General features: G+C 57.3%; 24 protein-coding genes and 1 tRNA gene. 15 read left to right on the forward strand and 10 right to left on the reverse strand.

All coding sequences use genetic code 11. The annotated features are described in order from the left end of the window. Positions 1-272: 272 nt before the first annotated feature. The 7 genes from GSQ82_RS13320 to GSQ82_RS13350 form a co-directional block, all read right to left on the reverse strand. Positions 273-1,070 (reverse strand): ABC transporter ATP-binding protein, encoded by a 798-nt coding sequence (locus tag GSQ82_RS13320; protein WP_158792742.1) that lies wholly within the window; start codon positions 1,068-1,070, stop codon positions 273-275. Then, positions 1,067-1,531 carry a carboxymuconolactone decarboxylase family protein gene (locus GSQ82_RS13325; protein WP_158792743.1) on the reverse strand — a complete coding sequence of 155 codons (465 nt, stop codon included), beginning with the start codon at positions 1,529-1,531 and terminating at the stop codon, positions 1,067-1,069. Before GSQ82_RS13325 ends, GSQ82_RS13320 begins: the two co-directional genes overlap by 4 nt. Continuing rightward, positions 1,524-2,816, reverse strand: a complete 1,293-nt coding sequence (locus GSQ82_RS13330; RefSeq protein WP_158792744.1) for an FtsX-like permease family protein — start codon at positions 2,814-2,816, stop codon at positions 1,524-1,526. The genes GSQ82_RS13325 and GSQ82_RS13330 overlap by 8 nt, the downstream gene beginning before the upstream one ends. Positions 2,817-2,863: 47 nt before the next feature. Beyond that, complete coding sequence (locus tag GSQ82_RS13335) at positions 2,864-3,526, reverse strand: trimeric intracellular cation channel family protein (RefSeq protein WP_254061633.1); 663 nt, start codon at positions 3,524-3,526, stop codon at positions 2,864-2,866. Beyond that, positions 3,523-5,742, reverse strand: a complete 2,220-nt coding sequence (locus tag GSQ82_RS13340) for an SMP-30/gluconolactonase/LRE family protein (protein WP_254061634.1) — start codon at positions 5,740-5,742, stop codon at positions 3,523-3,525. Before GSQ82_RS13340 ends, GSQ82_RS13335 begins: the two co-directional genes overlap by 4 nt. Before the next feature lie 210 nt (positions 5,743-5,952). Then, complete coding sequence (locus GSQ82_RS13345) at positions 5,953-6,960, reverse strand: NAD(P)-dependent alcohol dehydrogenase (protein WP_158792745.1); 1,008 nt, start codon at positions 6,958-6,960, stop codon at positions 5,953-5,955. A 197-nt stretch (positions 6,961-7,157) separates the two neighbouring features. Beyond that, positions 7,158-8,984 (reverse strand): SpoIVB peptidase S55 domain-containing protein, encoded by a 1,827-nt coding sequence (locus tag GSQ82_RS13350; protein WP_254061635.1) that lies wholly within the window; start codon positions 8,982-8,984, stop codon positions 7,158-7,160. Positions 8,985-9,080: 96 nt separating this feature from the next. Between GSQ82_RS13350 and GSQ82_RS13355 the strand changes: the two genes are divergently transcribed. Then, on the forward strand, positions 9,081-10,244 hold the full coding sequence (locus tag GSQ82_RS13355; protein WP_158792746.1) for a VWA domain-containing protein: 1,164 nt from the start codon (positions 9,081-9,083) through the stop codon (positions 10,242-10,244). Positions 10,245-10,623: 379 nt separating this feature from the next. On the opposite strand, the gene GSQ82_RS13360 is transcribed toward GSQ82_RS13355, so the two are convergent. Both GSQ82_RS13360 and GSQ82_RS13365 read right to left on the reverse strand, forming a co-directional pair. Then, complete coding sequence (locus GSQ82_RS13360; RefSeq protein ID WP_254061636.1) at positions 10,624-11,508, reverse strand: alpha/beta fold hydrolase; 885 nt, start codon at positions 11,506-11,508, stop codon at positions 10,624-10,626. A gap of 206 nt (positions 11,509-11,714) precedes the next feature. Continuing rightward, positions 11,715-12,047: a hypothetical protein gene (locus GSQ82_RS13365; RefSeq protein WP_158792748.1), complete on the reverse strand. Its 333-nt coding sequence runs from the start codon at positions 12,045-12,047 to the stop codon at positions 11,715-11,717. A 323-nt stretch (positions 12,048-12,370) separates the two neighbouring features. Here GSQ82_RS13365 and GSQ82_RS13370 point away from each other — a divergent pair. Further along, positions 12,371-12,444 (forward strand) — tRNA-Gln (locus tag GSQ82_RS13370). Between the two features lie 197 nt (positions 12,445-12,641). After that, on the forward strand, positions 12,642-13,868 hold the full coding sequence (locus GSQ82_RS13375) for an integrase arm-type DNA-binding domain-containing protein (protein ID WP_158792749.1): 1,227 nt from the start codon (positions 12,642-12,644) through the stop codon (positions 13,866-13,868). A 55-nt stretch (positions 13,869-13,923) separates the two neighbouring features. Here GSQ82_RS13375 and GSQ82_RS25360 read toward each other — a convergent pair whose 3' ends face one another. Continuing rightward, positions 13,924-14,271: a helix-turn-helix transcriptional regulator gene (locus tag GSQ82_RS25360; protein ID WP_371417205.1), complete on the reverse strand. Its 348-nt coding sequence runs from the start codon at positions 14,269-14,271 to the stop codon at positions 13,924-13,926. A gap of 124 nt (positions 14,272-14,395) precedes the next feature. Between GSQ82_RS25360 and GSQ82_RS13385 the strand changes: the two genes are divergently transcribed. The 12 genes from GSQ82_RS13385 to GSQ82_RS13445 all read left to right on the forward strand — a co-directional run bounded on the left by GSQ82_RS13385 (position 14,396) and on the right by GSQ82_RS13445 (position 26,524). Further along, positions 14,396-16,069 carry a DEAD/DEAH box helicase gene (locus GSQ82_RS13385; RefSeq protein WP_158792750.1) on the forward strand — a complete coding sequence of 558 codons (1,674 nt, stop codon included), beginning with the start codon at positions 14,396-14,398 and terminating at the stop codon, positions 16,067-16,069. 114 nt (positions 16,070-16,183) lie between these two features. Next, on the forward strand, positions 16,184-16,381 hold the full coding sequence (locus GSQ82_RS13390) for a hypothetical protein (protein WP_158792751.1): 198 nt from the start codon (positions 16,184-16,186) through the stop codon (positions 16,379-16,381). Between the two features lie 198 nt (positions 16,382-16,579). After that, the gene (locus GSQ82_RS13395) at positions 16,580-19,600 is read left to right on the forward strand and encodes an S-layer family protein (RefSeq protein WP_158792752.1); all 3,021 of its coding nucleotides are present in this window, start codon (positions 16,580-16,582) and stop codon (positions 19,598-19,600) included. A gap of 311 nt (positions 19,601-19,911) precedes the next feature. Continuing rightward, positions 19,912-20,454, forward strand: a complete 543-nt coding sequence (locus tag GSQ82_RS13400; protein ID WP_158792753.1) for a hypothetical protein — start codon at positions 19,912-19,914, stop codon at positions 20,452-20,454. A 59-nt stretch (positions 20,455-20,513) separates the two neighbouring features. Further along, positions 20,514-20,972 (forward strand): hypothetical protein, encoded by a 459-nt coding sequence (locus GSQ82_RS13405; RefSeq protein WP_158792754.1) that lies wholly within the window; start codon positions 20,514-20,516, stop codon positions 20,970-20,972. Positions 20,973-21,076: 104 nt separating this feature from the next. Further along, the gene (locus tag GSQ82_RS13410; RefSeq protein WP_158792755.1) at positions 21,077-21,289 is read left to right on the forward strand and encodes a PRTRC system protein C; all 213 of its coding nucleotides are present in this window, start codon (positions 21,077-21,079) and stop codon (positions 21,287-21,289) included. Positions 21,290-21,666: 377 nt separating this feature from the next. Continuing rightward, positions 21,667-22,692 carry a hypothetical protein gene (locus tag GSQ82_RS13415; protein ID WP_158792756.1) on the forward strand — a complete coding sequence of 342 codons (1,026 nt, stop codon included), beginning with the start codon at positions 21,667-21,669 and terminating at the stop codon, positions 22,690-22,692. Next, the gene (locus GSQ82_RS13420) at positions 22,658-23,326 is read left to right on the forward strand and encodes a PRTRC system protein B (protein WP_158792757.1); all 669 of its coding nucleotides are present in this window, start codon (positions 22,658-22,660) and stop codon (positions 23,324-23,326) included. The genes GSQ82_RS13415 and GSQ82_RS13420 overlap by 35 nt, the downstream gene beginning before the upstream one ends. A 4-nt stretch (positions 23,327-23,330) precedes the next feature. Beyond that, positions 23,331-24,152 carry a PRTRC system ThiF family protein gene (locus GSQ82_RS13425; RefSeq protein WP_158792758.1) on the forward strand — a complete coding sequence of 274 codons (822 nt, stop codon included), beginning with the start codon at positions 23,331-23,333 and terminating at the stop codon, positions 24,150-24,152. Positions 24,153-24,173: 21 nt separating this feature from the next. Further along, a complete protein-coding gene (locus GSQ82_RS13430; RefSeq protein WP_158792759.1) occupies positions 24,174-24,464 on the forward strand; it encodes a hypothetical protein in 291 nt (96 codons plus the stop codon). 39 nt (positions 24,465-24,503) lie between these two features. Then, positions 24,504-25,082, forward strand: coding sequence for a PRTRC system protein E (locus GSQ82_RS13435; protein ID WP_158792760.1), 579 nt, complete (start codon positions 24,504-24,506; stop codon positions 25,080-25,082). A gap of 302 nt (positions 25,083-25,384) precedes the next feature. Further along, positions 25,385-26,524 carry a hypothetical protein gene (locus GSQ82_RS13445; protein WP_158792761.1) on the forward strand — a complete coding sequence of 380 codons (1,140 nt, stop codon included), beginning with the start codon at positions 25,385-25,387 and terminating at the stop codon, positions 26,522-26,524. The last annotated feature ends 114 nt before the right edge of the window (positions 26,525-26,638 follow it).

Below are 26,638 nucleotides of genomic sequence, written 5' to 3' on the forward strand. Positions count from 1 at the left end.
CCATCCCACTCCTATCAGTGTAGTCGTCCGCACCAAATATTCGAAATCCCTCGAAAGTTATGCATAACTTAGCACCCTTGTTTGACGTAGCCTGTGCAAAACCAGCACCAAATTAGGTGCAACTCACCCAAACACGACCTACGTACCTGATGATTTCGATACGAATAAGATTCGGCGTTGGATGCAGTGCGTTCCATCCCAGAGGCAATCCTTCGTTCCAAAAGATGCTATGCGCCGCAGATCTCACATTCAAATAGTGATCCCGGATGACGCTATGCCGCAGCCCGAGCGTTCACGAGCTTCCCATCCCGCAGCCGCAAAACTCGGTCACACCTCTCCGCGAACTCAAGATTATGTGTCACCAGCACGCTCGTCAGGCCATGCGCCTCATGCAGTCGCTGAATCAGTCCAAACACAGCCTCCGCCGTCTTGCCGTCCAGGTCGCCAGTCGGCTCGTCCGCCAGCAAAAGCCTCGGTTCCGTCACCAGCGCCCGCGCCAGACTCACCCTCTGCTGTTCTCCTCCGCTCAACTCTCCCGAACGATGCTCTGCCCGATCCCCCAGCCCAACCTCGTCCAGCCACACTCGAGCCTGCTCCAACGCGGGCCCTCGTCTCATCCCACGAGCCAGCAACGGCATCGCCACATTCTCCAGCGCAGAAAACTCCGGTAGCAGGTAGTGAAACTGCCACACATACCCTACATCCCGGTTGCGATACTCCGCAGCCTGCTTCTGCGTAAACGAACCCACTCGGCTCTCCCCGCACCACACCTCACCCGCCGTGGGTGTATCCAACGCGGCGAGCAGATGGAGCAGGGAACTCTTGCCCGCGCCGCTCTCCCCCACGATCGCAACCATCTCTCCCGCATGTACCCTCAGGTCGAGTCCGCGAAACAGCTCCAGCGCCGGACGCTCCGAACCCGAACCCGCACCCGCACCCGCCGAGACCGCCGCATAAATCTTCGTCAGACCCACAGCCCGCATCACTACCGTCCGCTCCCGAACCACAGGCAGCGGCTCCAGCGTGCCCTCGTTCTCAAACTCCACGTCCCCATCCAATGGATCAATCAAGCCTTCACCTCGTCCCCGTGGCCGGGAAAAGCTCCCAGCGAGATGGCGATCCTATTCCATGCATTGATCGTCGTAATCACCAGCGTGAGGTTCACCGTCTCCACCTCATCGAAGTGCGCCCTGACCTCGTCATACACCACATCCGGAGCATGCCCCACCTGAATATCCGTAACCGCTTCTGCCCAAGCCAGCGCCGCCCGTTCCCGCTTCGTATAAGCCTCCGACCCCCGCCAACTCCCAACCACCGCAACCCGCTCCGCAGTCTCATTCTCTTTCTTCAATTCAGACGTGTGGACACGAACGCAATACTCACACCCATTCATCAACGAAACCTTAAGTCTCACCAACCCCATCAGCGAAGCCTCAAGCCCCGTTCCCGTATTCAGGTAGTGCTCCAACTCTTGCATCCGCGCCAAGCCCTCTGGCGCCAACTGCCCATATTTCAATCTCGGGTTACTCATACCGCAAAGCCTCCGCCGGTAAAACCTTCGCCGCACTCCCACTCGGATAAAGCGTAGCAATCAAGCTAACGCCCAGACTCACCGCCGCCACAATCACCGCATGCCAGAGCTTCGGCGCGAACGGCAGATGATCGATCGAGTAGACCGCCGGATCCAGCGGCGGGAAACGATAGTGTCCTCCCAGCCAGCTCAGTCCATATCCCACAATTATCCCCAGCACCGTTCCAATAGCCGATATCAGTAGCCCCTGCATCAAAAAGATCCGCCGCACCTGGTCCGCGCGTACGCCGAAGCTCATCAGCACTGCAATATCCCGCGTCTTCTCCATCACCATCATGGTCAGCGCAATCAGAATATTCAGCGCCGCGACGCAAAGAATCAGTGCCAGCACAATAAACGTCACCACCTGCTCCAGCTTCAGCGCGCTGAACAACTCATGATTCTGCTCCATCCAGTTGGTCGCTTGGAACCCCTTGCCCGCGGCGTCCTCAATCGCCCGTCCTACCTTGTCCGCGTGGTAGAGATCGTCCACCTTGAAGCTGATCACCGAGATCAGGTCCGGCTCGCTGAACAACCTCTGCGCATCCGCCAAGCGCGTGAACGCATAGCTCGAGTCGTACTGATAAAACCCCGATCGAAAGATTCCCACCACCTCGAACCGCTCATACTTCGGCACCAGCCCCAACGGAGTCAGCTCTCCCTGCGGACTTGTTACCAGCACCCCATCGCCCACCTTCGCGCCAAGTGTCTCCGCCATATCTTGCCCAATCACAATCGGCGGAATTATGCGCGGCACATCTTCCCCGCAATCGTTCTGCGCACTCGTCCCGCTCCCGCAAGGAGCCGTAGTGGAAGCCACCGGCTCCAGCGTCGCTGCGGAACCCTGACTCACACTTTGCAGGAGATCCCCAACGGTCTTCTCATCCTCTGGGATCACTCCCTTGATCAGCCCCCCGCCACTCCGCGCACCCTTCGAGATCAGCACCTGTCCATACAGCCCCGGAGCCGCCGCCACTACGTGCGGAACCTCGCGCAACCGTTCCAACAGCGGCCTCCAATCCCGTATCCCATCTCCGGCTACACGCATCAGATCTACATGCGAGGTCGACCCCACCAGTCGCTCTTGCAGATCCCTCCGCATCCCATTTGTAATCGCCAACGCAATAATCAGTGACGCCACTCCCGCCGCCACGCCAATCACCGAGATAGCCGTAATCACCCCGACCACAGCCTGCCGCCGCTTCGCCCGCAGGTAACGCGCCGCAATAAAAAATTCAAATCGCATCGAGTCCAAGCTTACTATCGTCCCCTGAAAAACGGGCCGCGGTCACTTCAATGCACAATCACCTTCGGAAGATTCCAATGCTGCCAGGCCGCCACCATCCGCAACGCAAAACAGGCCCCTGCTCCAAGACTCATCGCCATACCGCGCGGCATCTTCATCTTCAAACCGACAACGACCACAGTGGCACCCGCCAAAGCTGCCGCCGCATAGACGTCCGAATGCAGCACTCCCGGAACCTGCGCCAGCAACACATCACGTACCGTGCCGCCTCCAGCTCCCGTTACCGCACCCATCATGATCGCCAGCAGCGGAGTAATTCCAAACTCCAACGCCTTTCCCACCCCTGCCACAGCAAACAAAGCCAGCCCTGCGGCATCCAGCGAGATCATCAGATGCGCAGGCACCCGCTGAAACAAAGGGTGAAAGAAAAATACCGCGCCGCCGCCCGCAAACGCAGTCGCTCCATACCTCCAGTCGCGAATACTGTTCGGCGGAATCGCTCCAATCAGTAGATCGCGAATCGTCCCCCCGCCCAACGCCGTTACAAACGACAGCACCAGCAGCCCGAATACATCAAGCTCAGCGTTGATACCAGCCAAAGCCCCTTCCGCCGCAAACACAAACGTCCCGATCAGATCGACCACCAGCAACAACAGATCCTGGTTGTACTTTGGAAACCGAACCTTCACCGCGGTCCAGCCTCCCGTCACCGTACCACCGCCTTCACCGCCACCACATTCTCATATCGGTCGTATACCCTCACCGCCAGCACATGCTCTTTCGCATCGGCGACGGAAGCATCAGCAGTAGCCGTCGGTACAGCAACCGTAAAGTCATACCGCTCCGTCAGCGAATCCGAGACCTTCCCCACAGGCTCGAGATACTGCCACGGTCCCGCATCCACCGAATATTCCGCGTGCGCAATCGGCGAAGTAGCATCCCGCGCCTCTAGCGTTGCACGAATCTTTGCCGCCAATCCGCTACCCGGTCCTGTCGCCATTTCAGCCTTCAGCATCCCAGGCATCGGCGGTGTCGTATCCACCACAAACACCTCACTTACCCGATTCCCCGTCAGCGCCTCTGCATCCGTATGCACTGGAGCATCGCTCGCCACTAGCTTCAGCTCATAACTCCCGTCCGGCAGCAGTGCCGAATCGAAGCTATAGACCTTCTCCAAGATCTTGTCCTTCAATAGTCTCCAGTTCCGCTCGCCCACTCCTCGATACCACAGCGCAAACATCAGATCGTCGCCGTTATCGTCATGCGCCTGCCAACGAACCGTCACCGCTGTCTTATCCTTCTGAGCCGTCAAAGGTCCCGCTCCGGGATCTGTAGCAAAGCTCACCGCTGGCGCAGAGGGAGCAGGGAAGACCACCTGGACCGTTGCGCTATTCGCAGCCATCGGAGCAGCCATCACCCGCGCTCCCGGCTGCACCACAATCTCATCTACCACCGGAGCCAGATTCTTTTGCAGGTAGTTAAACCCCACCTCGTCCACTGAACCACCTGCCCGCAGCACCGCCTTCCACTGCGCAAGCCGTCCCGCCGACACTGTAACCGCGCCATCCGTTCCAACCTGCACCCAATCGCTCCAACCTATCAGCGGATTCTCCACATTCCCACTCCGCACATATAGGTCGAACCCAGTCGCAGCCCCTGCTCTCACCTCGGCGCGTCCCCACTGCGCATAGCTCAGTGCATCGAAGACCTCGCTCGTATACGTCGCTGCCGAAGCAAACGCATCCCCCAGTCGAAACACCTTCCCACTATTGCTCGTCGCCACCAGCAGCCCATCCTTCAACGCCGCAAACGCCATCCCTTGTGAGGCATCCAGGTGCGCCACGTCGCTGAACCGTCCGCTCCCGTCCGTGTCCACTCGATAGACGCGTCCACGATTCCCCGTAGCCGCCAGCAGACTCCCACTCCGCACCGCCAGCGCGTACACCACATCGTCCTTCAGCGTCAGCAGCTTCTCCGGGCTTCCATCCGCACTAATCCGGTATATCTCCGACCCATCCGGCACTAGCCCATTCGTTCCCGCCGCCGCCGAAGACCCCGGCTGCACAAACGTGATCGACACACCCACATTTCCCGTCACCGGCAGCGGTGGCAGCGTCGAATGCCCCTTCGTTCCCACTCCTGCGGCATACACATTCCCTACAGCGTCCATTGCCAGCGCTGTAATCTCCCTCCGGGCCGCCGCATACGCCGCAAACGGCTTCGCACCTGCCGTTCCCGTCGCGAACCGGTAGATCACGCCCGACCCATCCGACCCTGCCCACAGTGTTCCATCCGGCCCCATCAGCAGACAGCGGATATGCTGGTCCGCCGTATTGAAGAGAACCTCCGCCTTGCCTCCCTCCGCAGGCACGCGATACACCACCGCCGGCGCACCCGCTGCTACGTACACCTCCCCTGCCTTGCCCACTGCCAGGTCCCACAGATACTTCGGCTTCTCCTCCGTCAACGCCGGATCGAACACCACCGTAGCAGACCCGCCATCCTTTGGAATCCGATACACCTTCCCGTCCGGCGACGTCGCTGCCAGCACGTTCCCATCCACCGCCACCCGCATCGCCTGTACCGCCAGCTCCTTGCCCTCGAAGACCTGCGCAGCCCTTCCATCCGGCGTCACCTTCATCACCACTGCCGAACCTGCGGCCGTCCCACCCAAGCCTGCATAGGCATCGCCAGCGCTATCGCTCGTCAGCGACCACACATAGCTCTTCCCGGTCGCATAGAGCAGCGACGTTGCCGGTCCGGCCTCCAGCCGCCCATCGCTGCGAATCGCAACGCTCTCGGCCGTGCCTCGTTCCATCTCGTCGTAGCGCCCCACGCTCCAAAGCTTCGTCCCCTGCGCGCTCGCCAACCCTGGCAGCAGCCCACTTCCTACTACCAACACCGCAACCAACACTCGTCGTATCATTCTGATCCTGAGTCTAAAGCAGTTTTCGCCAATAGTAAGAACCTCAATCCCGACTTGCCAGAGAGCAACAGCTACTGATCTTTGTAAACAAGTTAAAAACCGCAGAGCGTCACCCGCGCACGGCTACCTCGTCCGTCAAGACAGAACATATGCACAACAACAAAAAGGGCGAGAGCCTAAGCCCTCGCCCACTTCACATACCTGCCAAGACTAGTTCGTTAAAACTGCCCGATATCGAACCTGATTCTTCTTTACCTTCGTTACGGCGTCATTCGCCTTGGACATCGCAAATCTCTCGGTAATTGCCTTCACCCCATGTCGCGCCGCCACATCCAGCATCTCGCTCAAATCCCCAGGGCTTCCCGTTGGACTACCCGAGATTGCCTTCTGCGTCAGCACCAGCGATGCTCCCTGAATCTGCATCGGCGAGGGCGCAGCGCCCACCAGGCACAACATACCCTTTGGCCGCAGTGCATTAACATACGCCTGCCAATCCTGGTCCGCACTCACCGTGGACAGCAAAAAGTCGAATGCCCCGGCCACCTTCTTCAGTGCGCCGGTATCCCGCGTATTCACGAAGTGGTGCGCGCCTAGCTCTTTTGCCTCTGCCTCTTTATCCTTCGAGGTAGAGAAGGCCGTCACCTCCGCGCCAAACGCCTTCGCAAACTGAATTCCAATATGTCCAAGTCCGCCAATTCCAATCACGCCCACCCGCGAGGAGGGCCGCACCCCATGATTCCGCATCGGCGCATATACCGTAATTCCCGCGCACATCAGTGGAGCTACCTGCTCACTCTCCAGCACCGACGGCACCGGAATCGCAAACCGAGAGTTCACGCGAATCTTATCGGCGAATCCGCCATTCCGTCCCACGCACGTAGGCTGCGACTTCGCGCACAGATGTTCCTCACCCCGCCTGCACCAATCGCAGATCCCGCAGCTATCAGCCTGCCAGCCCACCCCCACGCGCTCACCTATCGTGCGGTCCGTCACATCCGAGCCCACCCCAACTACCGTACCCACAATCTCATGACCCGGAATAAACGGGTACTTACTGATCCCCCAATCGTTATCGATTAGGTGGACATCGCTGTGGCAGACACCGCAGTGCGAGATCTTGATCTCGACATCGTGAGGCTGCAACTCCCCCGGATCAAACTTGTATGGCAGTAGTTGTGCACCGGCCGCATGCACGGCAAGACCATGTATTTCACTCATTCGAAATCTTTCCTTCTACGCCGAAACGTATCTGTTCCGCTGCTCCAACATACCTGTTTCATTGTTTGACGTATATCTGTGCTGCTGCTCTTTGATGCTACAACACCGCAACGAGCAAAAAAATCGCCGCTACTCTGGCTGTTCTGTCGGCACAACCCAGCAACACTAGCTCATGCAAGACTTACCCGACTTCCAGGCTACCGGATCAACACGTTCAACACCTGTGACCCTGTCACTGCATATCCGGTCTCAGCCGAACCCGCCTCCACCATGCTTTCGCCCGTCAACTGCATCTTCTGCGTCTCCTTCAGCGGCTGCAGTACATTTGCCATTGAGATCGGCACACCCGGTAACGTCTCACCATCCAGCACAGCCTGCGCCGCATGGTCCAGCAGCGTCACATATATGCGGTTGTTGTCATGCATCCGATTCAGCTCCGAGACCGTATCGGCCAGCCCAAGCGGATGCTCCGCCCCTGTCCGTGTCGTCAGCCTGTCTACCGTTGCGCCATCGCTCACCAGCACACGCATCGACCCAGAACTTAAATCTGACGGCAGCTTTACCTTCATCCTCACCACCCGTGCCTCCGCCTGATAGGGATGCAGCGTGGCCTCCACCTCGATCTCGTCTCCTGCCCGGGCCTCCATCGTGCTCAGACGTGCCGACTCCAGCACCGCCGTCATCCTCGCTGGAATTGCCTCCGCCTTCAACTTAAGTCCCGTAATCTCCGGCTGCTCCATTGCATTCTCGTACACCTTGCTGAAGCGGTCGTTCACCAGCAGCGCCGCGTTGATCGTCGCCGGGTACAGATCGCTCTTCGCAATCATTCCTTGCAGCCGTACCGCAGGCAGGCCCTTCACGCCAATCTCGCCCGTCACCCGGTAGCTAACCTCTTCCGCCGCGGTATTGTTCACCTGCAGGCTCTGATATATCGACACAAGCATCGTTGAAGGAGTCAGTTGCCGGTTATCCAGCACCTCAAAGTGAAATGTCTTCGCCGAACCAGTCTTCTCCACGCCAGCCGGGGGCACCACCTCCACCTCCACCGGAATCATCCGCGCCCGCACGCCGAACTGGCCCATGATCGCCGAAGCCCGGTCCTCCGTAAACGCCCCCACCGTCTCTGTCGTATTGATAATCTTGAACGCATTCAGAGGCGACGCCAGCGAAGCTAACACCACAGCCTTCGTCATCGGCATATCCACCGGCCCATACTGCGTAATCGGATGCCCGCACGCCAGCAACCGTTTCGGATCGATATACGTCACCGTGCACGTTCCCGCCATCGACAGGTCCCCTCGCACCAGAACCGCACTCACTGCGCTTCCCGGCACCAGAGGCTCAGGCTGCACCGCACCAGAGTCCTCCCCGCCCAGCCCAGCCACCGGCGTCAAACCCATCGCGCGAAACCTGTCCCCAAACCGTTCCACCGTCTCCGGGCTGTACCCGCCGAACACCAGCGGTGTCTCCATCGCACGCATCTCCGGCTGTCCCTCCACACCCGCGCGTTCCATTCCTACCGTGCCGCCACCATCCCGAACCTGCAGCATCGACTCAATCGGCGTGATCCCCGCAATCGGCTCCTTCGTAAATTGCCCGATCCTGTAACTCAACGCTCCCACCAGCCGCCCGTCGATATACACTGGGCTACCGCTCATCCCCGCCACCACCCCGGTATACTCCGGCTTCGTCCCCCGCAGCCGCGCCAGAATCATGTCCTGTCCTGGCCCCAGCGCATCCCGCAGCACCCCCAGAATCTCCACCTCCATCGGCTCCGGGTTCACCCCCTCGAATACCGTGTACGCCACCCCCCGCATCCCCCGCTTTACCTCATTAAGCGGGAAAAACTTCGTCACCGTCGGAGCCGCCGCTGGCATAGCAGCCGGAACCCAAGAGCCAGCCCCGCCCGCAACCACGGCACTTACCCCCGGCACCTGCGCCCAAGCCTCACGAACCCCACCCGCAAGCGTCCCACCCAACCCCAGGACGACCATCCACCGCCGAATCTTTACCGCAGTGATCACGTCTACCAGACTACTAGAGCATCGCAAACGTAACCCGAAGCACACCCCTCACCACTGCACAGTCAAGCCGTCTAAATTTTCGGAGTAAAGTTTCAGATGATGCCAAACCTTTCTCACCATCGGTCCCTGCTCCTCCTCTTCCTATGCGCCATCCTCCCCGCGCTTCCTTCGGCACTTGCGCAGGACGCTCCCCCCGCCCAGCAACAGACCAAGCCCACGCCGCCCGCGCCTGACGATGCCGGCCCCCAGACCGACAACGGCTCCATCGTTCTTAAGAAGAAAAAGGAAGCCGACGAGCCACCGCCTCCACCCGCGCCCGAAGCCCCCAAGGTCAAGAACCCCGACAACGCGACCTACTCCCTCCGCATCGACGTCCCCATCGTCAACATCGACGCCAGCGTCATCCTTGACAAGACCCACCAGTTCGTTCCTGGCCTCAAGCCCGAAAACTTCCTCATCCTCGAAGACGGTGTTCCCCAGACCATCACCAGCGTCAGGACCACCCAGACCCCCATCACCGCCGTCATGCTGCTTGAGTTCGCTGCCAACAGCTACTTCCTCATCCGCGACATGCAGAACGCCTCCTATAGCTTCTTCCGCTCCTTGCGCAAAGACGATTATGTCGCCGTCGTCACCTATGATCTCCGCACTCACATCCTCACCGACTTCACCAATAACAAAGACCTCATCGCCCAGTCCCTTCAGTCCCTTATGATCCCGGGCTTCTCCGACACCAACGTCTTCGACGCCCTCTACGAGACCCTCGACCGCACTAGCCGCATCGAAGGCCGCAAGTACATCATCCTCATCGGCTCCGGCCGCGACACCTTCTCGAAGCTCACTCTCGACAAGATCCTTGCCAAGGTCAAAGCCACACCCAACGTCACCATCTTTACCATCGGTACCGGAGCCTTCCGCAATGAGCTACGCGGCGGAGGGGGTCCCCGAGAGCTCGATTATCTCCAGGCTCAGAATCAGCTCAAGACCTTCGCCTCTATGACCGGCGGCCTCTACTTCGCTCCCATCTTCGAAGGAGAACTCCCTGACATCTTTGCCACCATCAACGATTCGATCCGCAACGAATACATCCTCACCTACCGCCCCACGAACAACAAAAATGACGGTAGCTATCGTAAGGTTAAGGTTCTACTCGTCGATAACGAAGGTCACCCCCTCCGTATGCAGGACGAAAAAGGCAAGCCGCAAAAATACTCCGTCATAGCTCGCGACGGCTACAACGCCAAACTTCCCGTCGAATAGCGCAGGGCAACGTGTATCCCCGCAATCTTGCGGACCTTACTATGCCGCGGAATATTTTTTCGTCTACCCCTCTTCGAATCTCAGCAAAATGCGCAGAAGGGACAAGATGGGTTCCACACACAATCGTGGCCAACTCGTAAGCCTTATAACCGTGACGATTGGGGTGGATGGAGGTCTATGCAACCTGGCGAACGATTGCAGTTGGTCGTATAACCCTTGATTAGCTCAGGCTATACGTTTATTGATGCACCGGAGGCACCATTTGATCTCGTTGCCCAACTCTCCGAAGGCATTGTAGATAATGGGAGGCAACCCGTTTTAAACCGCGTTTTCTCCGGTAGATTCTCCTCAGTAGTTGGCTGCAATACCAGCGAAACCCTTATCCGACACTCTTGCCAAGCAACTTCCTCACCGCTAACGCAATCTCTTCTACATGCGTCTCCAGCGCAAAGTGTCCAGTATCTAAAAACTGTACGGTAGCATTTGGAATATCTCTCTTGAAAGCCTCAGCCCCTGGAGGAATAAAGAACGGATCGTTCTTCCCCCAGATCGCCAGCAGCGGTGGCTTCGATGTCCTGAGATACTGCTGAAACTTCGGATACAGCTTTACGTTATTTTGATAATCGAAGAACAGATCGAGCTGAATATCCGTATTCCCTGGTCGGCTCACCAAGGCATAATCCAGCCAGTAAGCCTCCGGTCCCACCGCCTCGGGATTCGCCACCCCATGCTCATACTGAAACTTGATCCCTTCGAAGCTTACGGCAGCGTTGTGCACCGCCTCGCGATTGGCCGCCGAAGGGTCGTTCCAGTACTTCCGAATCGGTGCCCACGCATCGCCAAGCCCTTCGTCATAAGCGTTCCCATTCTGCGAGATCATCGCCGTCACCCGCTCCGGATGCGCCATCGCCATACGAAGCCCAGTAGGCGCTCCATAATCGAACAAATACAACGCATACCGCTTCAAACCAAGCGCGTCGGTAAACGCAAGCATCGTCTTCGACAATCCATCGAAGGTGTACTTGTATTGGCGCGCATCCGGCACCTCAGTAAATCCAAACCCTGGAAGATCCGGTGCGATCACACGGTATTTATCCGCCAGCCGGGGAATCAACGCGCGATACTGAAACGAAGAGGCGGGGAAGCCATGCAACAGAAGCAATACGGGCGCATTCGCCGGACCAGCCTCACGATAGAACACATTTATCCCATCGGCTTCAATGCGATGAATGGTGGTTAGCGGAACTCCTAAACTCTTTGACATAGCTTTTCCTCTCTTAGAACCTCGGCGTTCTTCGAACAAACCCTGTGAAAGACAAGAGGGGGCGCTGCTGGCTATGGCAAGCAAACTTCCACCTGTTGCAATAAAGCTTCGACGATCCATCTGTTTTCTCCGGACACAACAAATTTACGCAACCTGCGAAACCTTCACTAAGCGGTTGCAGGTGGGATGTAACTCTATGAATTTAGTTACATCAAGCTACGAACAATTCGCAATGGAGACACCACATCGCGACCAAAATTCACCGTAAGGGAAGGAAGATCAGAAGGATCATTGGGCGATCTGCCTTGATCCCACAACTTGATCGCAAGAATTGCCTCCATCACCGCCACCGTGCCGTCATGCGGACCCGTAGTCTCCGCCAGCCTCTCCTGACTCACGGCTCGGATGACCTCCTTTGCCGCCGCCTTCGTCTTCACAAACAGCGCCATTAACTCTGCGCCGTTCACTCCGCTACGTGTAGAAAACTCCAAGTCCCGTGCGCGCGCATCCGCCTCGCCGCCACCCCGTGGATCACCCACTGCTGCGCGTTTCCCGCACGGATGCAGTATTAAGTTGCAGACAGCGTTTCGTGCTCCCCATGCCGTTCCCACACCTGCTCATCTGACAGCATGCCCATGCAACTCCGCAGATCGTCCGTCAGCTAATCTAGCCGGCGACAGGAGTACTCCGGAAATATGGCGCTGATGGCGCTTCCATGACCCGAGATTCTATCTCGTCCTTATTGTCCCGGAAGACGGCAGTACTACCTCTGCGTTTGACCGAATCCTCACCACCTCGTACACTCTAAAAGGCAGCCAGCGAGCACCAGTTCGCGACGCAAAGCGCACCGCGCACAGCAGTTTGCCCCCTAGTTCAATGGTAGAACAGTCGGCTCTGAACCGATCAATCGGGGTTCGAATCCCTGGGGGGCAACCAATCATGTATTTTCCGGCACTTCCCAGCACCTCCTCGCACTCAGCTAACTGCTTATTTTCAGTAAGTTAGCTGATTTTGCGTCCAAAGAGGTCCATTGCAGTCCCACCCGAGCGAAACGTTTGTGTGGGTAACAATGTGGGTATAGCTTCCCGAAAATGTGGGTAACGAAATTACCCACCCTTTTGAGGGAGATCGCTATGGAACTGACGGTCAGGGAAATCGAAACTGCAAAACCGACAAGCAAGCAGTACAAACTGGCAGACGGCAAAGGACTTTGCCTTCTCGTGATGCCTTCAGGGGCGAAGTACTGGCGTTGGCGCTATCGCTTCGAGGGCATCGAAAAAATGATGTCGTTGGGAGAGTATCCCGAGGTTGGCCTCAAGGAAGCCCGGGAACGCCTTACTGAAGCACGCAAGCTATGGTCCAGCGGGATCGATCCGCTCGCCGAACGCAAAGCGGCTGCCGATGCGAAGCTAAACAAAGAGCGGGAGGAGCAGCGTAAGGTCGAGAACAGCTTTGAATCAGTCGCCCGGGCCTGGTGGGCGTGGTGGAAGGTTGGCAAGTCTCCGCGTCATGCAGAAACTGTCATCCTTCGTCTGGAGGCCGATGTATTCCCGGCCTACGGCCACAAAGACATGGAAACAGTGACCCCCTCGGACATCCGGGATGTGATGCTGGGAGTCGAAGGGCGAGGGTCGAGAGACGTTGCCAGACGCATCCATGAGACGACCGGGCAAATCTTCCGGTACGCCATAGCCCACGGAAAGGCGACCCGCAATCCGGCTGCCGATTTCAAACCCAGAGACATCCTTCTGCAGGTTAAGAGCGAAAACTTTGCACGCGTGGATGTGAAAGATTTGCCGGAGCTATTGGCGAAAATGGACGATTATTGGGGGGACGCGATCACCCGCTTTGCCCTGAAGCTTGTCGCATACACCTTTGTGCGTACCAGCGAGCTCATCGAGGCGCCCTGGCCAGAGTTCGACCTGGACAACGCCCTGTGGGTGATTCCAGCCGAACGCATGAAGATGGGTACGATGCATATCGTGCCATTGTCTCGGCAGGCAGTCGAAGTACTACGAGCGCTCAAGTTGCTAACCGGAAACGGGCGTCTGCTCTTTCCTGGAGCGATGGATAAGACCAAGCCAATGAGCAACAACACAATCCTGGGAGCGCTGTACCGTCTCGGGTACAAAGATCGCATGACGGGCCACGGTTTTCGTGGACTGGCATCAACGATTCTGAACGAGAATGACTTCGACGAGGCGCATGTAGAGATGCAACTTGCCCATCTGAAGCGGAATAAAGTCGCTGCCGCCTACAATCATGCGAAATATCTCAAACAACGCACGATGTTGATGCAGTGGTGGGCTGACCATCTTGATGGCCAGCTTGCGCTGGGGCGACGGTCGCTGGCCGCATGAAGTTCTGCCAGTGAAAGCGCCGGGGCGATTTGACCGTGTCTTAGGTAACGCTTGTTTACCTGGGCGCGGCAATTCGCTCCAGCGCCCAATCTCTAACCTCGGATCTCACCCACGCTACTGCGCGGTTCCCGATTCGTACGGGGGCTGGGAAGCTGTTTTCGCGGATTAACAGGTACAGGCAGGATTTCGAAAGTCCTGTCATCTCCTTGACTCCGGCCAGACGCAGGAATGCCACGTCTTCAAGATTGCTTGAGGTTCCATCCTGGCCAGTTTCCTCGCTCATCTGGGAGTGTGCCTCTCTCTCTGCAATGAATCGGGGTGAGGGAGATGGAAACCGCGGATCAAAACTCATCTCGCGAGACAGTTTATGGAAAATTCTGTTTTTGCTAGGAGCGTTGCGCATGCTTTACCTCTTCAATTAGTTGGTCAGTTTCGTCCATGCATTGTGAAACAGCGATGTCTCCAAACTCCACGCGAAATCGGGGCCGAACCTTGGCGGTCTAATCAATCCCGATACCGGCGAGGCCGTGGTCGACTCCGAGAAGGAGAAGCTTACCGAGCTCGATTTCCGCGAAAAGATCAAAGTCGCAGAACTGGTGCTGTCCTCCAAAGGAGGGAGCACACGCTTCTCTCCGCTCTGGCAAGCGGACCGTAACCGCATCCAGCGGATGGCGCCGATCGAGTATATCGGCCGATACATGTCTGATTGGTTTGACGTGGCCGTCGCGGACGAACTGCATCAACTTGCCGGCGATACGGCGCAAGGCAATGCTCTCGGCGTTCTCGCCCGCGCCGCCAGAAAACTGATCGCTCTGACCGGAACTCTGATGGGCGGTTATGCGGACGATCTCTTCAACATCTTCTACCGCATGGAGTCGCGCACGATGGTGCGCGAGGGGTTCGCCTATGGCGGTCAGGGGCGCCGCGATTTCCAGGAACAATACGGCGTCCTCGAAACAATCGAAACAGTACGTGACACGGATAACGCCTGCTCGAAGGCTACGACGAAGACTGTTCGCGTTGTGAAGAAGCCTGGGGCTTCGCGATTGCTCTTCGGCAAGTTCCTGATGACCACCACGGCCTTCCTTGCACTCGAAGATATCTCGGCCAATCTGCCGCGATACGACGAGAGCGTGATCTCGGTCGACATGGACGACCAGCTTCGCTCCGCATATGAGGTGCTTGAAGAGGATATTCACGATGCGATTAAGGCGCATCGCGGCAATAAAAGTCTGATGAGCATCCTGCTCAACACGCTTCTCCTCTATCCGGACCATCCGTACGACTACGAGGAGATCTGGGCCAAAGCTCTGAATGCGGAGACGAACGAGATCGAGCGGTTCGTGGTCGCGGAGCCGGAGAACCTGCCGCGTGACTTCCTCTACGCAAAAGAGCGTGCCCTGATCGACGACATCCGCGAAGAACTCCGGCAAGGCAGGCGCTGCCAGGTATACGCGACCTTTACCGGGGAAAAGGATGTCAATCTCAGGCTCGAGACCGTCCTTCGACAGGCCGGCTTCCGCGTCGCCGTCCTCCGCTCCTCCGTTCCCACTGATAAACGTGAGGATTGGTACGAGCGGCAGATCAAGGCGGGAGTCGAGGTTGTCATCTGCCATCCCAAACTGGTGGAAACAGGGCTGGACCTACTGGCCTTTCCCACTCTCTACTTCTACGAAACGGGCTACTCGCTCCATACGCTGCGTCAGGCAAGTCGCCGATCATGGCGTATCGGTCAACGCTTCCCAGTCCGTGTCAAGTTCATCGTCTACAAGGGCACCATGCAGGAGAGCTGCCTTAGGCTGATGGGCAAGAAGATGCTCGTCGCGTTGATGATGGAAGGCAAGTTCTCGGGAGAGGGTCTGCAATCGTTCGACATTGACGACGATCTCATGAGCGCTCTGGCTCGCGAGCTTGTCGAGAAGGTGAATGTTGGTCAATCGGCCGATGCGGTCTGGCGAGACCTCGACCGCGAACGTGAGCGGACGCAGCCTCACACAGCCGTGGAGGACAGTTCGGAGGTCCCAGACACTGAGACTTCGGTCCCGGAGATGGAGCAACCTCCTCTGGCTATTCCTTCGCAGATTCCGGTCACCTTCGGAATCCACCTTGTGGCGCCAACTGCTGCGGTCAAGAAGCGAAAGAAGCCATCCTCGGAGAGAGCGGCCGTCGAACCCAGAGAGCAGCTCAGCCTCTTTGGTTGAGGCTCGTGTTCCATCGCCGCATTCCCCCGGGATGATCCCGCTGCTCCTCACTTCGAGAGCGGATGCAGAGTCTGCATCCGCTCTCCCCCACCAAACCCAATTGAAGGAGTCGTTATGACGCTGGAAGAGAGCAAGCCTCAAGCCTTTCTCGATGAAGTGTTAGCCCTTCTTGAGCAGCGATTTCCGTGGCTCGGCAAATCGGACCAGGAACCGGTCTGCGGCTCCGATACGGTCGACCAGCTTTCTGATTTGCATCACGAGCTCTCCCAGCGGCTTGAGAACGGGAGCATCCGTAGCGCGGCCGAAGAATAGCCAGTAATCCGAAGGCTAAGGCACGGAGCTGCTGTCGCAGGTGAAGGCGACATTTGCATTCGGTAAATTCATCCTCCGGGGGATGGTCAAATGTTCGATTCTGTGAACAATTGTACGTAGCGCCCTATTGGCCAGAAGTTACTGATGCACATCGACTTACATTGCACTCCGTTCGTTTCTGCTGAGGATTCCATCATCGTGACCACATTACGTTCGACTCCAGCTCAGAACTCGCTTCTGAGCTTTGCCTTGTTTGCCAGCCTGGTACTGCGCCGCTATCGCCAAGGCCTTCTGCCAGCCATCGCGGCGGGAATGATACTTCTGTTCGGCGCGAGTGCGTTCGCCTCCACCGATACGGTGACTACACTGGCCGACAGCGGAACGGGATCACTACGTGCTACCCTCGCCGCCGCCAATTCGAGTGACACGATTGTCTTCAGCCCGGGGCTTACGGGTACGATTACGCTGGCGAGCACACTGATGATCAACCAGAATGTGACGATTCAGGGGCCGGGCGCGGGCAACTTGACGATCTCCGGAGCGAATCAGGTTGCTGTCTTTGTCGTCAATGGTGCGGGGACGAACGCGAGTATCTCGGGGTTGACGATCGCGAATGGCAATAGCAATGAACCTGGCGGGGGCATCTCGAACAACGGCGTGCTGACGGTGACCAACAGCAGCTTCAACGACAATTCCTCGCCAGGCGACGAAGGTGGGGCAATTAACAACTCCGGCACCCTGGTGGTGAGCGCGAGCAGCTTTAGCGGTAATTCGGCCAGCTCGGGCGACACCGGTGTTGGCGGCGCAATCAACAACAGTGGCGTGCTCACGGTCGACGACAGCACCTTCAGCGCCAATTTCTCCAACAATGGGGGCGCCATTTGTAACTCGGATGGTACGGCGACGATCAGCAATAGCACCTTCAGCGCCAACTCCTCCGGCTTCGCAGGAGGGGGGGCCATTTTTGTCTTTGGCGGGGCGGTGACCGCAACCAATAACATCTTCGTAGGCAATTCCGCCCGGGTTGGAGCGGGCGTTGCAACGAGCGGCGCTGACTCCACCGCCAACCTCAGCGATAACGTGTTCTTCAACAATCTTGATACCGGGGGCGCAGAAGACGACTGTGCTTCCTGCACGAGCAACATACAGGCTGTCGACGCCGACCCGATGTTGGCTCTGCTGGGCAACTATGGCGGTCCGACGCAGACGATGTTGCCGCAGCCGGGGAGTTCGACGATCTGTGCCGGGTCTGCTGCGCTTGCTACCGGTTTGACGACGGATCAGCGTGGTTTTGCGCGCACGACCAGCTACTCTATTGGTGGGACACCGACGGTTTGCGTGGATGCGGGCGCGGTCCAGACCAACTATCAGTCAATTGAGTTCTTGAACGTCCCTGGCGGTGGGTATAGCGGGGTGCAGAACCAGGTGGTAAATCCCGCCCCAGTGGTCTCATTGACCGAAAACGGCCAGAGTATCGGCGGCGTACTGATTACGCTTCTCTTCAGTGGAGCCTCGAACACGGTCAATGGGCTGGGGCCTACGCCCACTGTCAGTGGATTGGGCGCGAGCTTCAACAGCCTCATCATTACATCGGCGGGTAACAACACGCTCTCGGTGAGTCTGCCTATCACTGCGGTTGGAGCCACTATTCAACCAGCCGCGCTGACCGCGAGTGCCGCGATCGACATTATGGAGCAGGCGCAGACGATTACATTTGGACCGCTCCCGAATCAGCCCTTTGGAACTGCCGCGTTTAACGTGAGCGGAACCGCGAGTTCTGGGCTGACGGTAACCCTCGCTTCAATGACTCCAATGGTTTGCACTGTCTCCGGATCGACGGTGAATCTGGTCTCGGCAGGTACATGCACTATCCAGGCCACACAAGCAGGCAACGCCACGTTTGCCGCAGCGACACCGGTGAGCACGAGTTTCACGGTAACCATGGTGACACCCACGATTGGCTTCACCGTACCGAACCAGAGCTATGGCGCCGCTGCGTTCAGTGTGAGTGCCAGCTCGAACTCGACCGGGGTGTTTACCTATACCGTGACGAGTGGCCCAGCAATTCTCTGGGGCTCGACTTTGACGCTAACGGGTATCGGTACCGTGACGTTGCAGGCGTCCGAGGCCGCCGACGTCAACTACACCACCGGTACCAAAACCGCGAGCTTCATTGTTTCCGCAACAGGATTGCAGGTAACAGCGAACAACGCGACAAGGCTCTATGGTGCAGCGAACCCGGTCTTCACGGGAACGATACTGGGCGCGAAGTCTGGTGACATGTTCAGCGAGGGCTTCGCGACGACAGCAACACCCACATCACCAGTCGGTAGCTACGGGATCGTTCCCACGGTTTCTGGTGCTAACGTGGGTGACTACGTAGTGACGACGGTGGATGGAGCGCTGACAGTTACACAGGCACCCACAACAACCGTCATCACAGCGAGTAGTCCGTCCGTCAACGCAAACCAGGCCGTCACACTGACAGTGACGGTGCTTTCCACGACCAGTGGCACGCCGACGGGTGGTGTGACCTTCTTTGACAACGGCGCGGCGTTACAGACGGTGACACTCAGTGGTGGAGTCGCCTCTGCCAATCCAACGCTTTCGCCGGGGACAACGCATATCCTTACGGCCAGTTACTCCGGCGATACCAACTTCGTCGCGAGTTCGACTTCTGCCACAGGAGTGACCGTAGCCGTGGGAGCGCCGCAATTCACCTTCGCCGGCACTGGAGCGAATGCGCTGACAGTGTCGCCTGGCAGCGTGGCGGCGTATACATTCTCCATCTCACCAAACTCTGTGAACTACGCAGGTCCGGTGACGTTCAGCGTCGTGGGCCTACCGCCGGGAGCGACAGCCAGCTTCAACCCGTCGACTATTCTAGCCAGCGGAGGCGCACAGACAGTGACGATGGCCGTTCAGACACCAGCTGTGACGGCCAACAACCGGATGCACTCCAGTCCGCTGGGCAGCGGCAGGGTTCCAGCCATGCTGTCTCTGCTGCTACTGCCGCTCGTCGTCAACAACAAAATGCGGCGGAGGCTGGGTACAGGACTATTGATGTTGGTCGTGCTCATGGTGGGACTAGCTACAATCACGGGTTGCGGTTCCGGTAGCGGCTTCTCTCTCGAACAACCCCAGACTTACACGTTGACGGTGACCGCAACAAGCGGGTCGCTACAGAAGACGAATACCGTCAGACTTACCGTGCAGTAAGCAACCGGAGAGTAAATGACGATTGCGACGGAACGGCCGAAGTCTCTCAGATCGGCGCATGCACTCAGTGTGGAGTGCGTTGCAAGCTCAACTACGAACCGGGAGACCGAGTGCTGGTCACTGGAACGTCATAGGAACTCCATCACGATCTGAAGTATTGCTAAAGATTCTTGTCGCTCTCATGTTCGAAAGCTATTAAAGTGACGTGAGGGAGAATAGTTCCGGCGAGGCTGCTATCAAGCAGAGCTCGCATCAAAGGCAAAGATCACGGTCAGCTTCGGCTGGCCGTTTTCTTTGGACGGAGAACTCCCATGTCTAAAGGACCGTTTGAAGCACAGAGCTTCATTCCGACCAGGTTCTCGACCGCGGAAGAGAAAGCAAAATTCGGAAATATCTTCCTGCACTTCATCGCTTCTGATTGGAAAGACAGCCTCTTCACGAAGTCCTTCTATACCCGGCTATCGAACTGCTTCGGGCACATTGCTCACTTTGATCGCAATGGATTCATTGCGACATGGTTCACCTGCGAGAAGCATCGCTTCGAGTTTATTCGCCATACTCTTGCGTGGCCCTGTTATGGACAGCCGGAGCACACGTTTTGCGATGTCGAGGCTGCGATTCAGGTTGAGGTACGCAAGCGCAACTACCTCGAGCTGTACCGGATGAGATCCGAAGAAGAGCTGCGGTCGGCCGAGATGGCCCTGCTCGAACGCCTGGAAGGGAAGTACCGGAAGCCCGCCCCACCGGCAACAGATGCCGAGATCGCGATTCATCCGGCGTCGACTGATTTCGTGGCGGAGCGACAAACCAAGCGTCACCCTCTCTCCGAAGCAGTCCAGCAGAGCCTCTTCTAACTCCCCCACACTTCAATCCCATGCCCGGCCACTTGGTCGGGCATTTTTCTGGAGACTTCATGTCCCGACCGTTCTCGCGTTATCACAATAACTGCCCGCGGTGCCCGGTCCTCGGCGCGGAGGATATTCCGAGCGACGAATACTACAACCTCAAGTGGATGCGCTTAAACATCAATATCGCTCGCGAGATGGTGAATGGGCGAACCCCTGTCAGGGTAGAACCGGGTGCCTTAAAGCGATGGCTTGAACACACTCGCATCGACCCTCAACACGTCACTCATGTTCCGCTCAACGTCGGCCCAGGTTTAAAGGTAACTTTGCCCGGAGGTTGTGGAGAGCCGATCATCGACGGCAATCATCGCGCCGCGCGATCGTTGCGAGAGGGAAAGAACTTCTTCGTCTATGTGTTCGACGAAGCGGAGACGCTGCAGATTCTGCGTCGTAGCATGGGGACACATCTGGCCGATCTCATCTGGAGTGCGCTGGCTGAATCCAGGCCTCACCCGGATGACCTCTAAGTCCGATGGTCCTGCGCTCGCGGGCCGGGCTTCAGCGTCGATTGCAGTCCGCCCTACCCGGCAGTTCCAACCCATAACCCAACCTGTTTTTCGGAGGATACAAGATGGCCACCCTTACCGCCACCGCACTACCGCGTGAGTTTTACTTCAACGGCACGCGCATCCCTGACCCTTCGCCCGACTTGTCTGTCGAACAGGTCCGCGATGTGTTGACGACCACCTATCCCGAGATCGCGACCGCAAAGCTCGAAGGGCCGGAAGATACAGGGACGGCCATGCGCCATACGTTCACGCGAGCGATCGGGACCAAAGGCTAAAGCGGTTTATACGGCCTGCCGCGCACAGAATGCCTGCGCGGCAGGTTCGCATAGCACGTGACTCGCAGATCATTACCAACCCATTATCCTACGGCGGCGCAATGGTGACCCATGAGCAAGCAGAGCAGGAACAAGACCGGAGAGTCAACCCTGACCGACCGGCTCCGGGCGCTCGAAAGCGCGCCTCCGAACAAAGCGAATCGACTCATAGCGAGACATCTCAAATGCGCAACCTCACAAAAACTGTCCGACATGCTCTCCGAGGCGATCAGAGTCTCGTCGTACGGCCGCAAATCTCGTCTGCGAGTTCCGAGCGCTTTGCTGCCGCCCCTGGCATAAGTTTGCTGGCTCAAAACCCCGGACTTGAGTTTCCAAGTATGCGGCGCGTGAGAGGAAAGTACGTCCACGAGGTAAATGGAAAGCGACTCTATACGCTTTGTCATGCTCTGGTGACCCTTGGCCTTGGAGATGAGAAGCTTTGGCAGGAGGTAGGCGAAGCACCGGCAGGCTTTGTTCAGACGATAGCTCATGGTCTTATCGACAAGATCTGTGGCGAGTCCCACAAGGACACACTCTCGATCTCATGCGAGATCCGCGATAACCTTGGGACCGGAAGGTGGAGAGGATCGCCAATCGGCGACGGCCACCTTGCCGTACTGTTCGAAGCAGAGCAGTATGGCTACGTGGCGGTTGGGGCAGCGATCAGAACGCTCGAAGAGCAGGAACGGTTTCTTGGCGCCTCCTTCTATCTGTTGCTCTGCCAGTCTCTCTATCGTTGGGCGCGAATCTATACCCATCACGACGCCGAGATGTATGACGAAACCCTGCATGAGTGGGCAGAGTGCGACGACCCCCAAAATCGGGACTCATACGAGTTCCCAAGGCTCGACGAAGCCATTCCCGAGTGCGTGCAGACGTTGGAGAAGTCCGAGGGCTGGACCGCCAAAGAGATGCGGATGCTTCTCAGAAGACATCGCAACGGACCTTGCGGCGGGTGGATCGAGAAGGTACTTGCCATTCATCGTCTTTCGCGCAGCAACCGTCGTCTGATGCAGTTCGAAGGAGAGTATGACTATCCTCCGCTTCCTCTTTTGCTCGTCGTGTTTCGTGAGAATGATGCGATCCATGCTTGCTTTGATCAGGAGTCAGACAGCTTCAACCAGGGAGACAATGAGCCCACGTGCGCCATCTGCTTTCTTCCCGAAGACAAAGAAGACTGCAACGATGCACTCCGGACTTCGGCTACTTTTCTCAAGCTCACCCGGGAGCTCGCTGAACTGATCAAGCTGCTGAACAACCATGAGGAGGAAGATGCACGTCAGCGTAAGCATCGGGCACAGCCAGCACTACCAACTCAAAGAGGCTCTGTTGATCTACCGGTCGAAGCACGACCCATACAGTAGCCGGGAGACCTCCTTCGTCACGCACCATGCGATTCATCAGGCGCCCGGCAAAGGTTCGCCAGTGCTGGGCCCAGCGACACCGCTGACAGTCGAGTTTGTCCAGTCTTTGGTTAAAGGGCTGGGAGAGCACGTTGAAGTGGAGTACCTCCCGGCAAATGTGATCGCTCGTACGGGAGAGGTCATCGCATGGTGGACCGAACCGCAGAAGCGCGTCATGCACTTCGGAGACACCCAGGGCGGCATGACCGGAATCAGCGGAAAGAGCTTTCCTCAACCGGCTCTTCTCTGGATGGCAAGTGAAGGTGCTCTCGAGGTCAGGGCGCTGAAGGAAAGTAGAAGACCGGACGCTGACTCTAAGGTCTCCGTCGCGCCCTACTGGAATACATATGCAGACGGCAGCGTATGTCTCGGTTCCATGCGCGCGCCTGGCGCCTCTACGGTGGCCTCCATCGACAAATGGGAGCAGGGATTCTTTGACAGTGCATTCACCCATGGGAACGTGGGTCGTGTGACCCGCTACGAGAGTGGTTTCGAGGGGCTGTGGAAGAGTTTGGTGGGTAAGGATGAGTTTCCAATCGAGATGCTCATTGACCTGCCCGAAACAGTGGAAGAGTTTCTCTCTGGCACAAGGTGATGCGATGGCGATAGAACATAAGCTTCACGACACGCTCCTCCGGCCTCAGCAGGCCATTCGAATCCTGGTCGTTGGCGCTGGAGGAACCGGCAGTGCGATCATGCTTGGACTTCCGTATCTCCACCAGGCCATGCGGGTTTGGGGGCACCGGGGCCTTGAGGTGATGCTTGCTGATGGAGATGCGGTCTCAGCCACCAACTGTGTCCGACAGCCCTTCGCAACCTCCGATATAGGGCTCAACAAAGCGGTCGTCTTAGTGAACCGCGTCAATCTGTTCTGGGGGGTGACGTGGAGGGCGTATCCCCAGCATCTCCATAAAGACTCTCTCAACGAACAGGCAAACCCGCACATCGTTGTCGGTTGCGTCGACACGCGCGCAGCGCGAGCAAACATCGCGAACGGAGTGGCGTCAAGCCACAGCAGTGCCGTCTATTGGCTCGACATCGGCAACAACGCCGATAGCGGACAGTATGTGTTGGGACAACCGCTGAATTCGCAGAATTCCCGCAAGAAGGAGCGACTCAGAACGGTGGCGGAACTCTACCCTGAGATCGCCGACCCGGGGGTGGGCGAAGATGCTTTACCCAGTTGCAGTGCTGCCGAGGCTTTACATAGGCAGGAGCCATTCATCAATCAGGTGCTTGCACAAAGCGCACTGGTGATGCTGACGCGCCTCATTCGATATGGAACATTGACGCACCACGGAGCCTTCTACAACGGCTCGACCGGCCGTATGACCAGTCTGCCGGTCGATCCTGAGCTTTGGAGCAAGACTCGGAAGCGTTCCCGGAAACATTTATCCCAGGTACGCCAAAACTTGTCATAATGTGCTTCACACAGGTGTTCCATGACCGCGAAGATCGACCTCGCACTCTCGCTCGAAGCCAAGGCAATCGTTGCCCTCGCATTCCGTAACGGATTCATCGAGGAACTGCACGCCGGGAAGCCGTGTCCCGTCTGCGCAGAGAACGGCGAGTACTCTCGCATCTCTGACGAAGAGATGAAGAAGATTATAAAATCGGCGGTCAACAAGGTCTACTCGCTGCTCTGGCAGAGAGCCAACGACAGCTCTGCTTATCTGAAGTCCGTCGCGTTCGGCTTGCGCTACACCGAGCGCTGGGACGATCCCGAAGTTTAGCCGCCCTCCTATATCTCAGTACCCCCAGAAAGGTAGACCATGTTCAAAGAACTGGCTCCGCTGCTGCTGCAGCGTGCTGTGACGATGACGATTAGCTGCGTCAATCCGGACAGCATCCGCGTCAACGTCGTTCCAAAGAAGCTGGCCGACAGCGAAAACAAGGCGCTGACCACCGAAGTGAGTATCACGGGAACCGCCGAAGATCTGGATGCCCAGCTTCCGTCGACCCTCGCCGAGTACGTGGCCGCGCATATCGGGCTCAAGAACACGCTCGATGAGGCGAAAGAAGAGATGGCTGCCGCAGCGAAGGCCGCAAAGGCAGAGGCCAAGAAGGGGACATCCAAGACCGAGACACCGAAGACGGACACGAAGAAGGGCACGGCCACCTCGACAAAGACCGTCGAAGAGAAGAAGCCGATCGAACCGAGGACGCCGAGTCTCTTTGAGATGGCGATGGCTGGCGAGCCTGCGGACGCTGTAGCCCCTCCCGCAGCCCCTCCGGTTCAGCCTGACGCGTCCGAAAGCAGGGAAGAGGAGGCAGAAGAGGAGATCATCGCTGAGATCGCAGCCAACGATGAGGAGGATAGCGAGGCAGAAGAAGATAATATCGCAGCCTAAGCTTCCACCCTGTCATTCCGAGCATAAGTTGGCCACATGTGGCCAAAACGAACTGCGATCACTTCCGCTATGCCGACATCGCAGGACTAATGACCGGGAGAGCCTGAGAGTGAGTCCTCTCAGGCCGACTGGTCCAGCTTCTTGTCCAGAAGGAACTGCGATAGCTGGTCAGCAATCTGAATGTTGTTTAGACCTGACATTGGAAAGTGCGTGTTGCCGTGGATCTCTTTCGGACAGGCCACGCAGTTTCGAGAAACTGATGGGCGACTAGCGAAAGCCAAATCGCACGGTAATATTCCACTATGCCGAAGAAGATAAAGTTATCGTTGCGCACAGCGGGTGTATGCCTGAGCTCCGCCGTGATGGGCGAAAGTGTCCCAATTGAAACAGGGGGATTCCACTCTTCTTCAGAAGGGGAAACATTCTTCAGGATTTTGGAATCGCTCACGGGTGAATTTCTATCAGCGGTGGCTATTTCACCATCTCATGTGGACAATCTCTTAGTTATCGTCAACCAGGCTAACGAAGCGACTATCTATCTCAACGAGATTAGACCGACCTTGCTTGTTCAATCGAAGGTCTCCACCACCGCAGGACAGCCAGTGAACAAGACAGACCTGGCTGATATCCGCGAACTTGATCTTGGAATTGAAATTCCGAAAGACTGTGGCTTTCTTTATATCTTTTCGGTCGGGTGGCGAAAAGGGTTGCTGTTCGACTTTTCTCCTACGCAGCCTGGTGTAATCCGTAACTTTGATTTGAATCGCGCCTTGGGCGCTTCGTTCGCCTTCGTTCTCGCGAGTGAACGGTTCGCTTTAAACGACGTTGAATGGGAGCAACTGATTGCCAAAGGTTGGTTCCCATTTATCGGGCTCAATGATCAGACCGTCCACAGAATGATCGATTTCCTCCGCACGGACATTGAAATCGACAAACTCCTGCCTGAGATTGTTTCTCAGATTGAGATGATTGGTCGCAGCGCCACTGACCTTGCACAGAAAAACCCGGATTTTAAAGCTCATTCGGGCTTCATCCAGATTGCGCTTGAACGTTTTCTGGAGAGCGACTGCATCAGTGCAGGCAGCGTTCTCTATCCACGCATCGAGGGCATGCTTCGCACTTTCTACAAACTATCTAGCGCCACTGCAAAGCCGGGGCAAGCCACGTTGCTAAGCACGGCCTTTCCGCCCGAATTCGCAACTAGGTCTGCTACTTCACTCCTAAGGAACGACCGTTTCGTCACCTACCTTGAAAGGGTGATCTTCGCTGGATTCGATTGGGATAATCCAGCCGGAGTTTCGAGGCATACTGTGGGGCACGGCGTCGTAAATCAGAACGATTTATCCGAAAAGAGCATTCTGCTGGCCTTCCTTACAGTCCATCACCTGCTATTCGCGTTGATGAGCCGCAGAATCGACGTTGGAGCCGAAGCGAAGCCATAGTCCAGGGACTGGCAGAAAAAACCTCGTCGCTCCGGCACTATCCCAGTTTCCACCCTTTCGGTGCGATCCGGATTGAGAACCTCGCCCCCAGAGCGATGTCGCTACATCTTGCGC

The organism is Granulicella sp. L60, from assembly GCF_009765825.1.
Lineage (GTDB): Bacteria > Acidobacteriota > Terriglobia > Terriglobales > Acidobacteriaceae > Edaphobacter.

What these genes read in the sequence shown, in the direction of transcription:
- GSQ82_RS13355 (WP_158792746.1), top strand. Translation starts at nt 9,081, where the DNA reads ATGATGCCAAACCTTTCTCACCATCGGTCCCTGCTCCTCCTCTTCCTA.
- GSQ82_RS13390 (WP_158792751.1), top strand. Translation starts at nt 16,184, where the DNA reads ATGACGCTGGAAGAGAGCAAGCCTCAAGCCTTTCTCGATGAAGTGTTA.
- GSQ82_RS13405 (WP_158792754.1), top strand. Translation starts at nt 20,514, where the DNA reads ATGTCCCGACCGTTCTCGCGTTATCACAATAACTGCCCGCGGTGCCCG.
- GSQ82_RS13375 (WP_158792749.1), top strand. Translation starts at nt 12,642, where the DNA reads ATGGAACTGACGGTCAGGGAAATCGAAACTGCAAAACCGACAAGCAAG.
- GSQ82_RS13360 (WP_254061636.1), bottom strand. Translation starts at nt 11,508, where the DNA reads ATGTCAAAGAGTTTAGGAGTTCCGCTAACCACCATTCATCGCATTGAA.
- GSQ82_RS13340 (WP_254061634.1), bottom strand. Translation starts at nt 5,742, where the DNA reads ATGATACGACGAGTGTTGGTTGCGGTGTTGGTAGTAGGAAGTGGGCTG.
- GSQ82_RS13325 (WP_158792743.1), bottom strand. Translation starts at nt 1,531, where the DNA reads ATGAGTAACCCGAGATTGAAATATGGGCAGTTGGCGCCAGAGGGCTTG.
- GSQ82_RS13345 (WP_158792745.1), bottom strand. Translation starts at nt 6,960, where the DNA reads ATGAGTGAAATACATGGTCTTGCCGTGCATGCGGCCGGTGCACAACTA.
- GSQ82_RS13425 (WP_158792758.1), top strand. Translation starts at nt 23,331, where the DNA reads ATGGCGATAGAACATAAGCTTCACGACACGCTCCTCCGGCCTCAGCAG.
- GSQ82_RS13400 (WP_158792753.1), top strand. Translation starts at nt 19,912, where the DNA reads ATGTCTAAAGGACCGTTTGAAGCACAGAGCTTCATTCCGACCAGGTTC.
- GSQ82_RS25360 (WP_371417205.1), bottom strand. Translation starts at nt 14,271, where the DNA reads ATGCGCAACGCTCCTAGCAAAAACAGAATTTTCCATAAACTGTCTCGC.
- GSQ82_RS13435 (WP_158792760.1), top strand. Translation starts at nt 24,504, where the DNA reads ATGTTCAAAGAACTGGCTCCGCTGCTGCTGCAGCGTGCTGTGACGATG.
- GSQ82_RS13445 (WP_158792761.1), top strand. Translation starts at nt 25,385, where the DNA reads ATGCCGAAGAAGATAAAGTTATCGTTGCGCACAGCGGGTGTATGCCTG.
- GSQ82_RS13415 (WP_158792756.1), top strand. Translation starts at nt 21,667, where the DNA reads ATGCGGCGCGTGAGAGGAAAGTACGTCCACGAGGTAAATGGAAAGCGA.
- GSQ82_RS13330 (WP_158792744.1), bottom strand. Translation starts at nt 2,816, where the DNA reads ATGCGATTTGAATTTTTTATTGCGGCGCGTTACCTGCGGGCGAAGCGG.
- GSQ82_RS13430 (WP_158792759.1), top strand. Translation starts at nt 24,174, where the DNA reads ATGACCGCGAAGATCGACCTCGCACTCTCGCTCGAAGCCAAGGCAATC.
- GSQ82_RS13410 (WP_158792755.1), top strand. Translation starts at nt 21,077, where the DNA reads ATGGCCACCCTTACCGCCACCGCACTACCGCGTGAGTTTTACTTCAAC.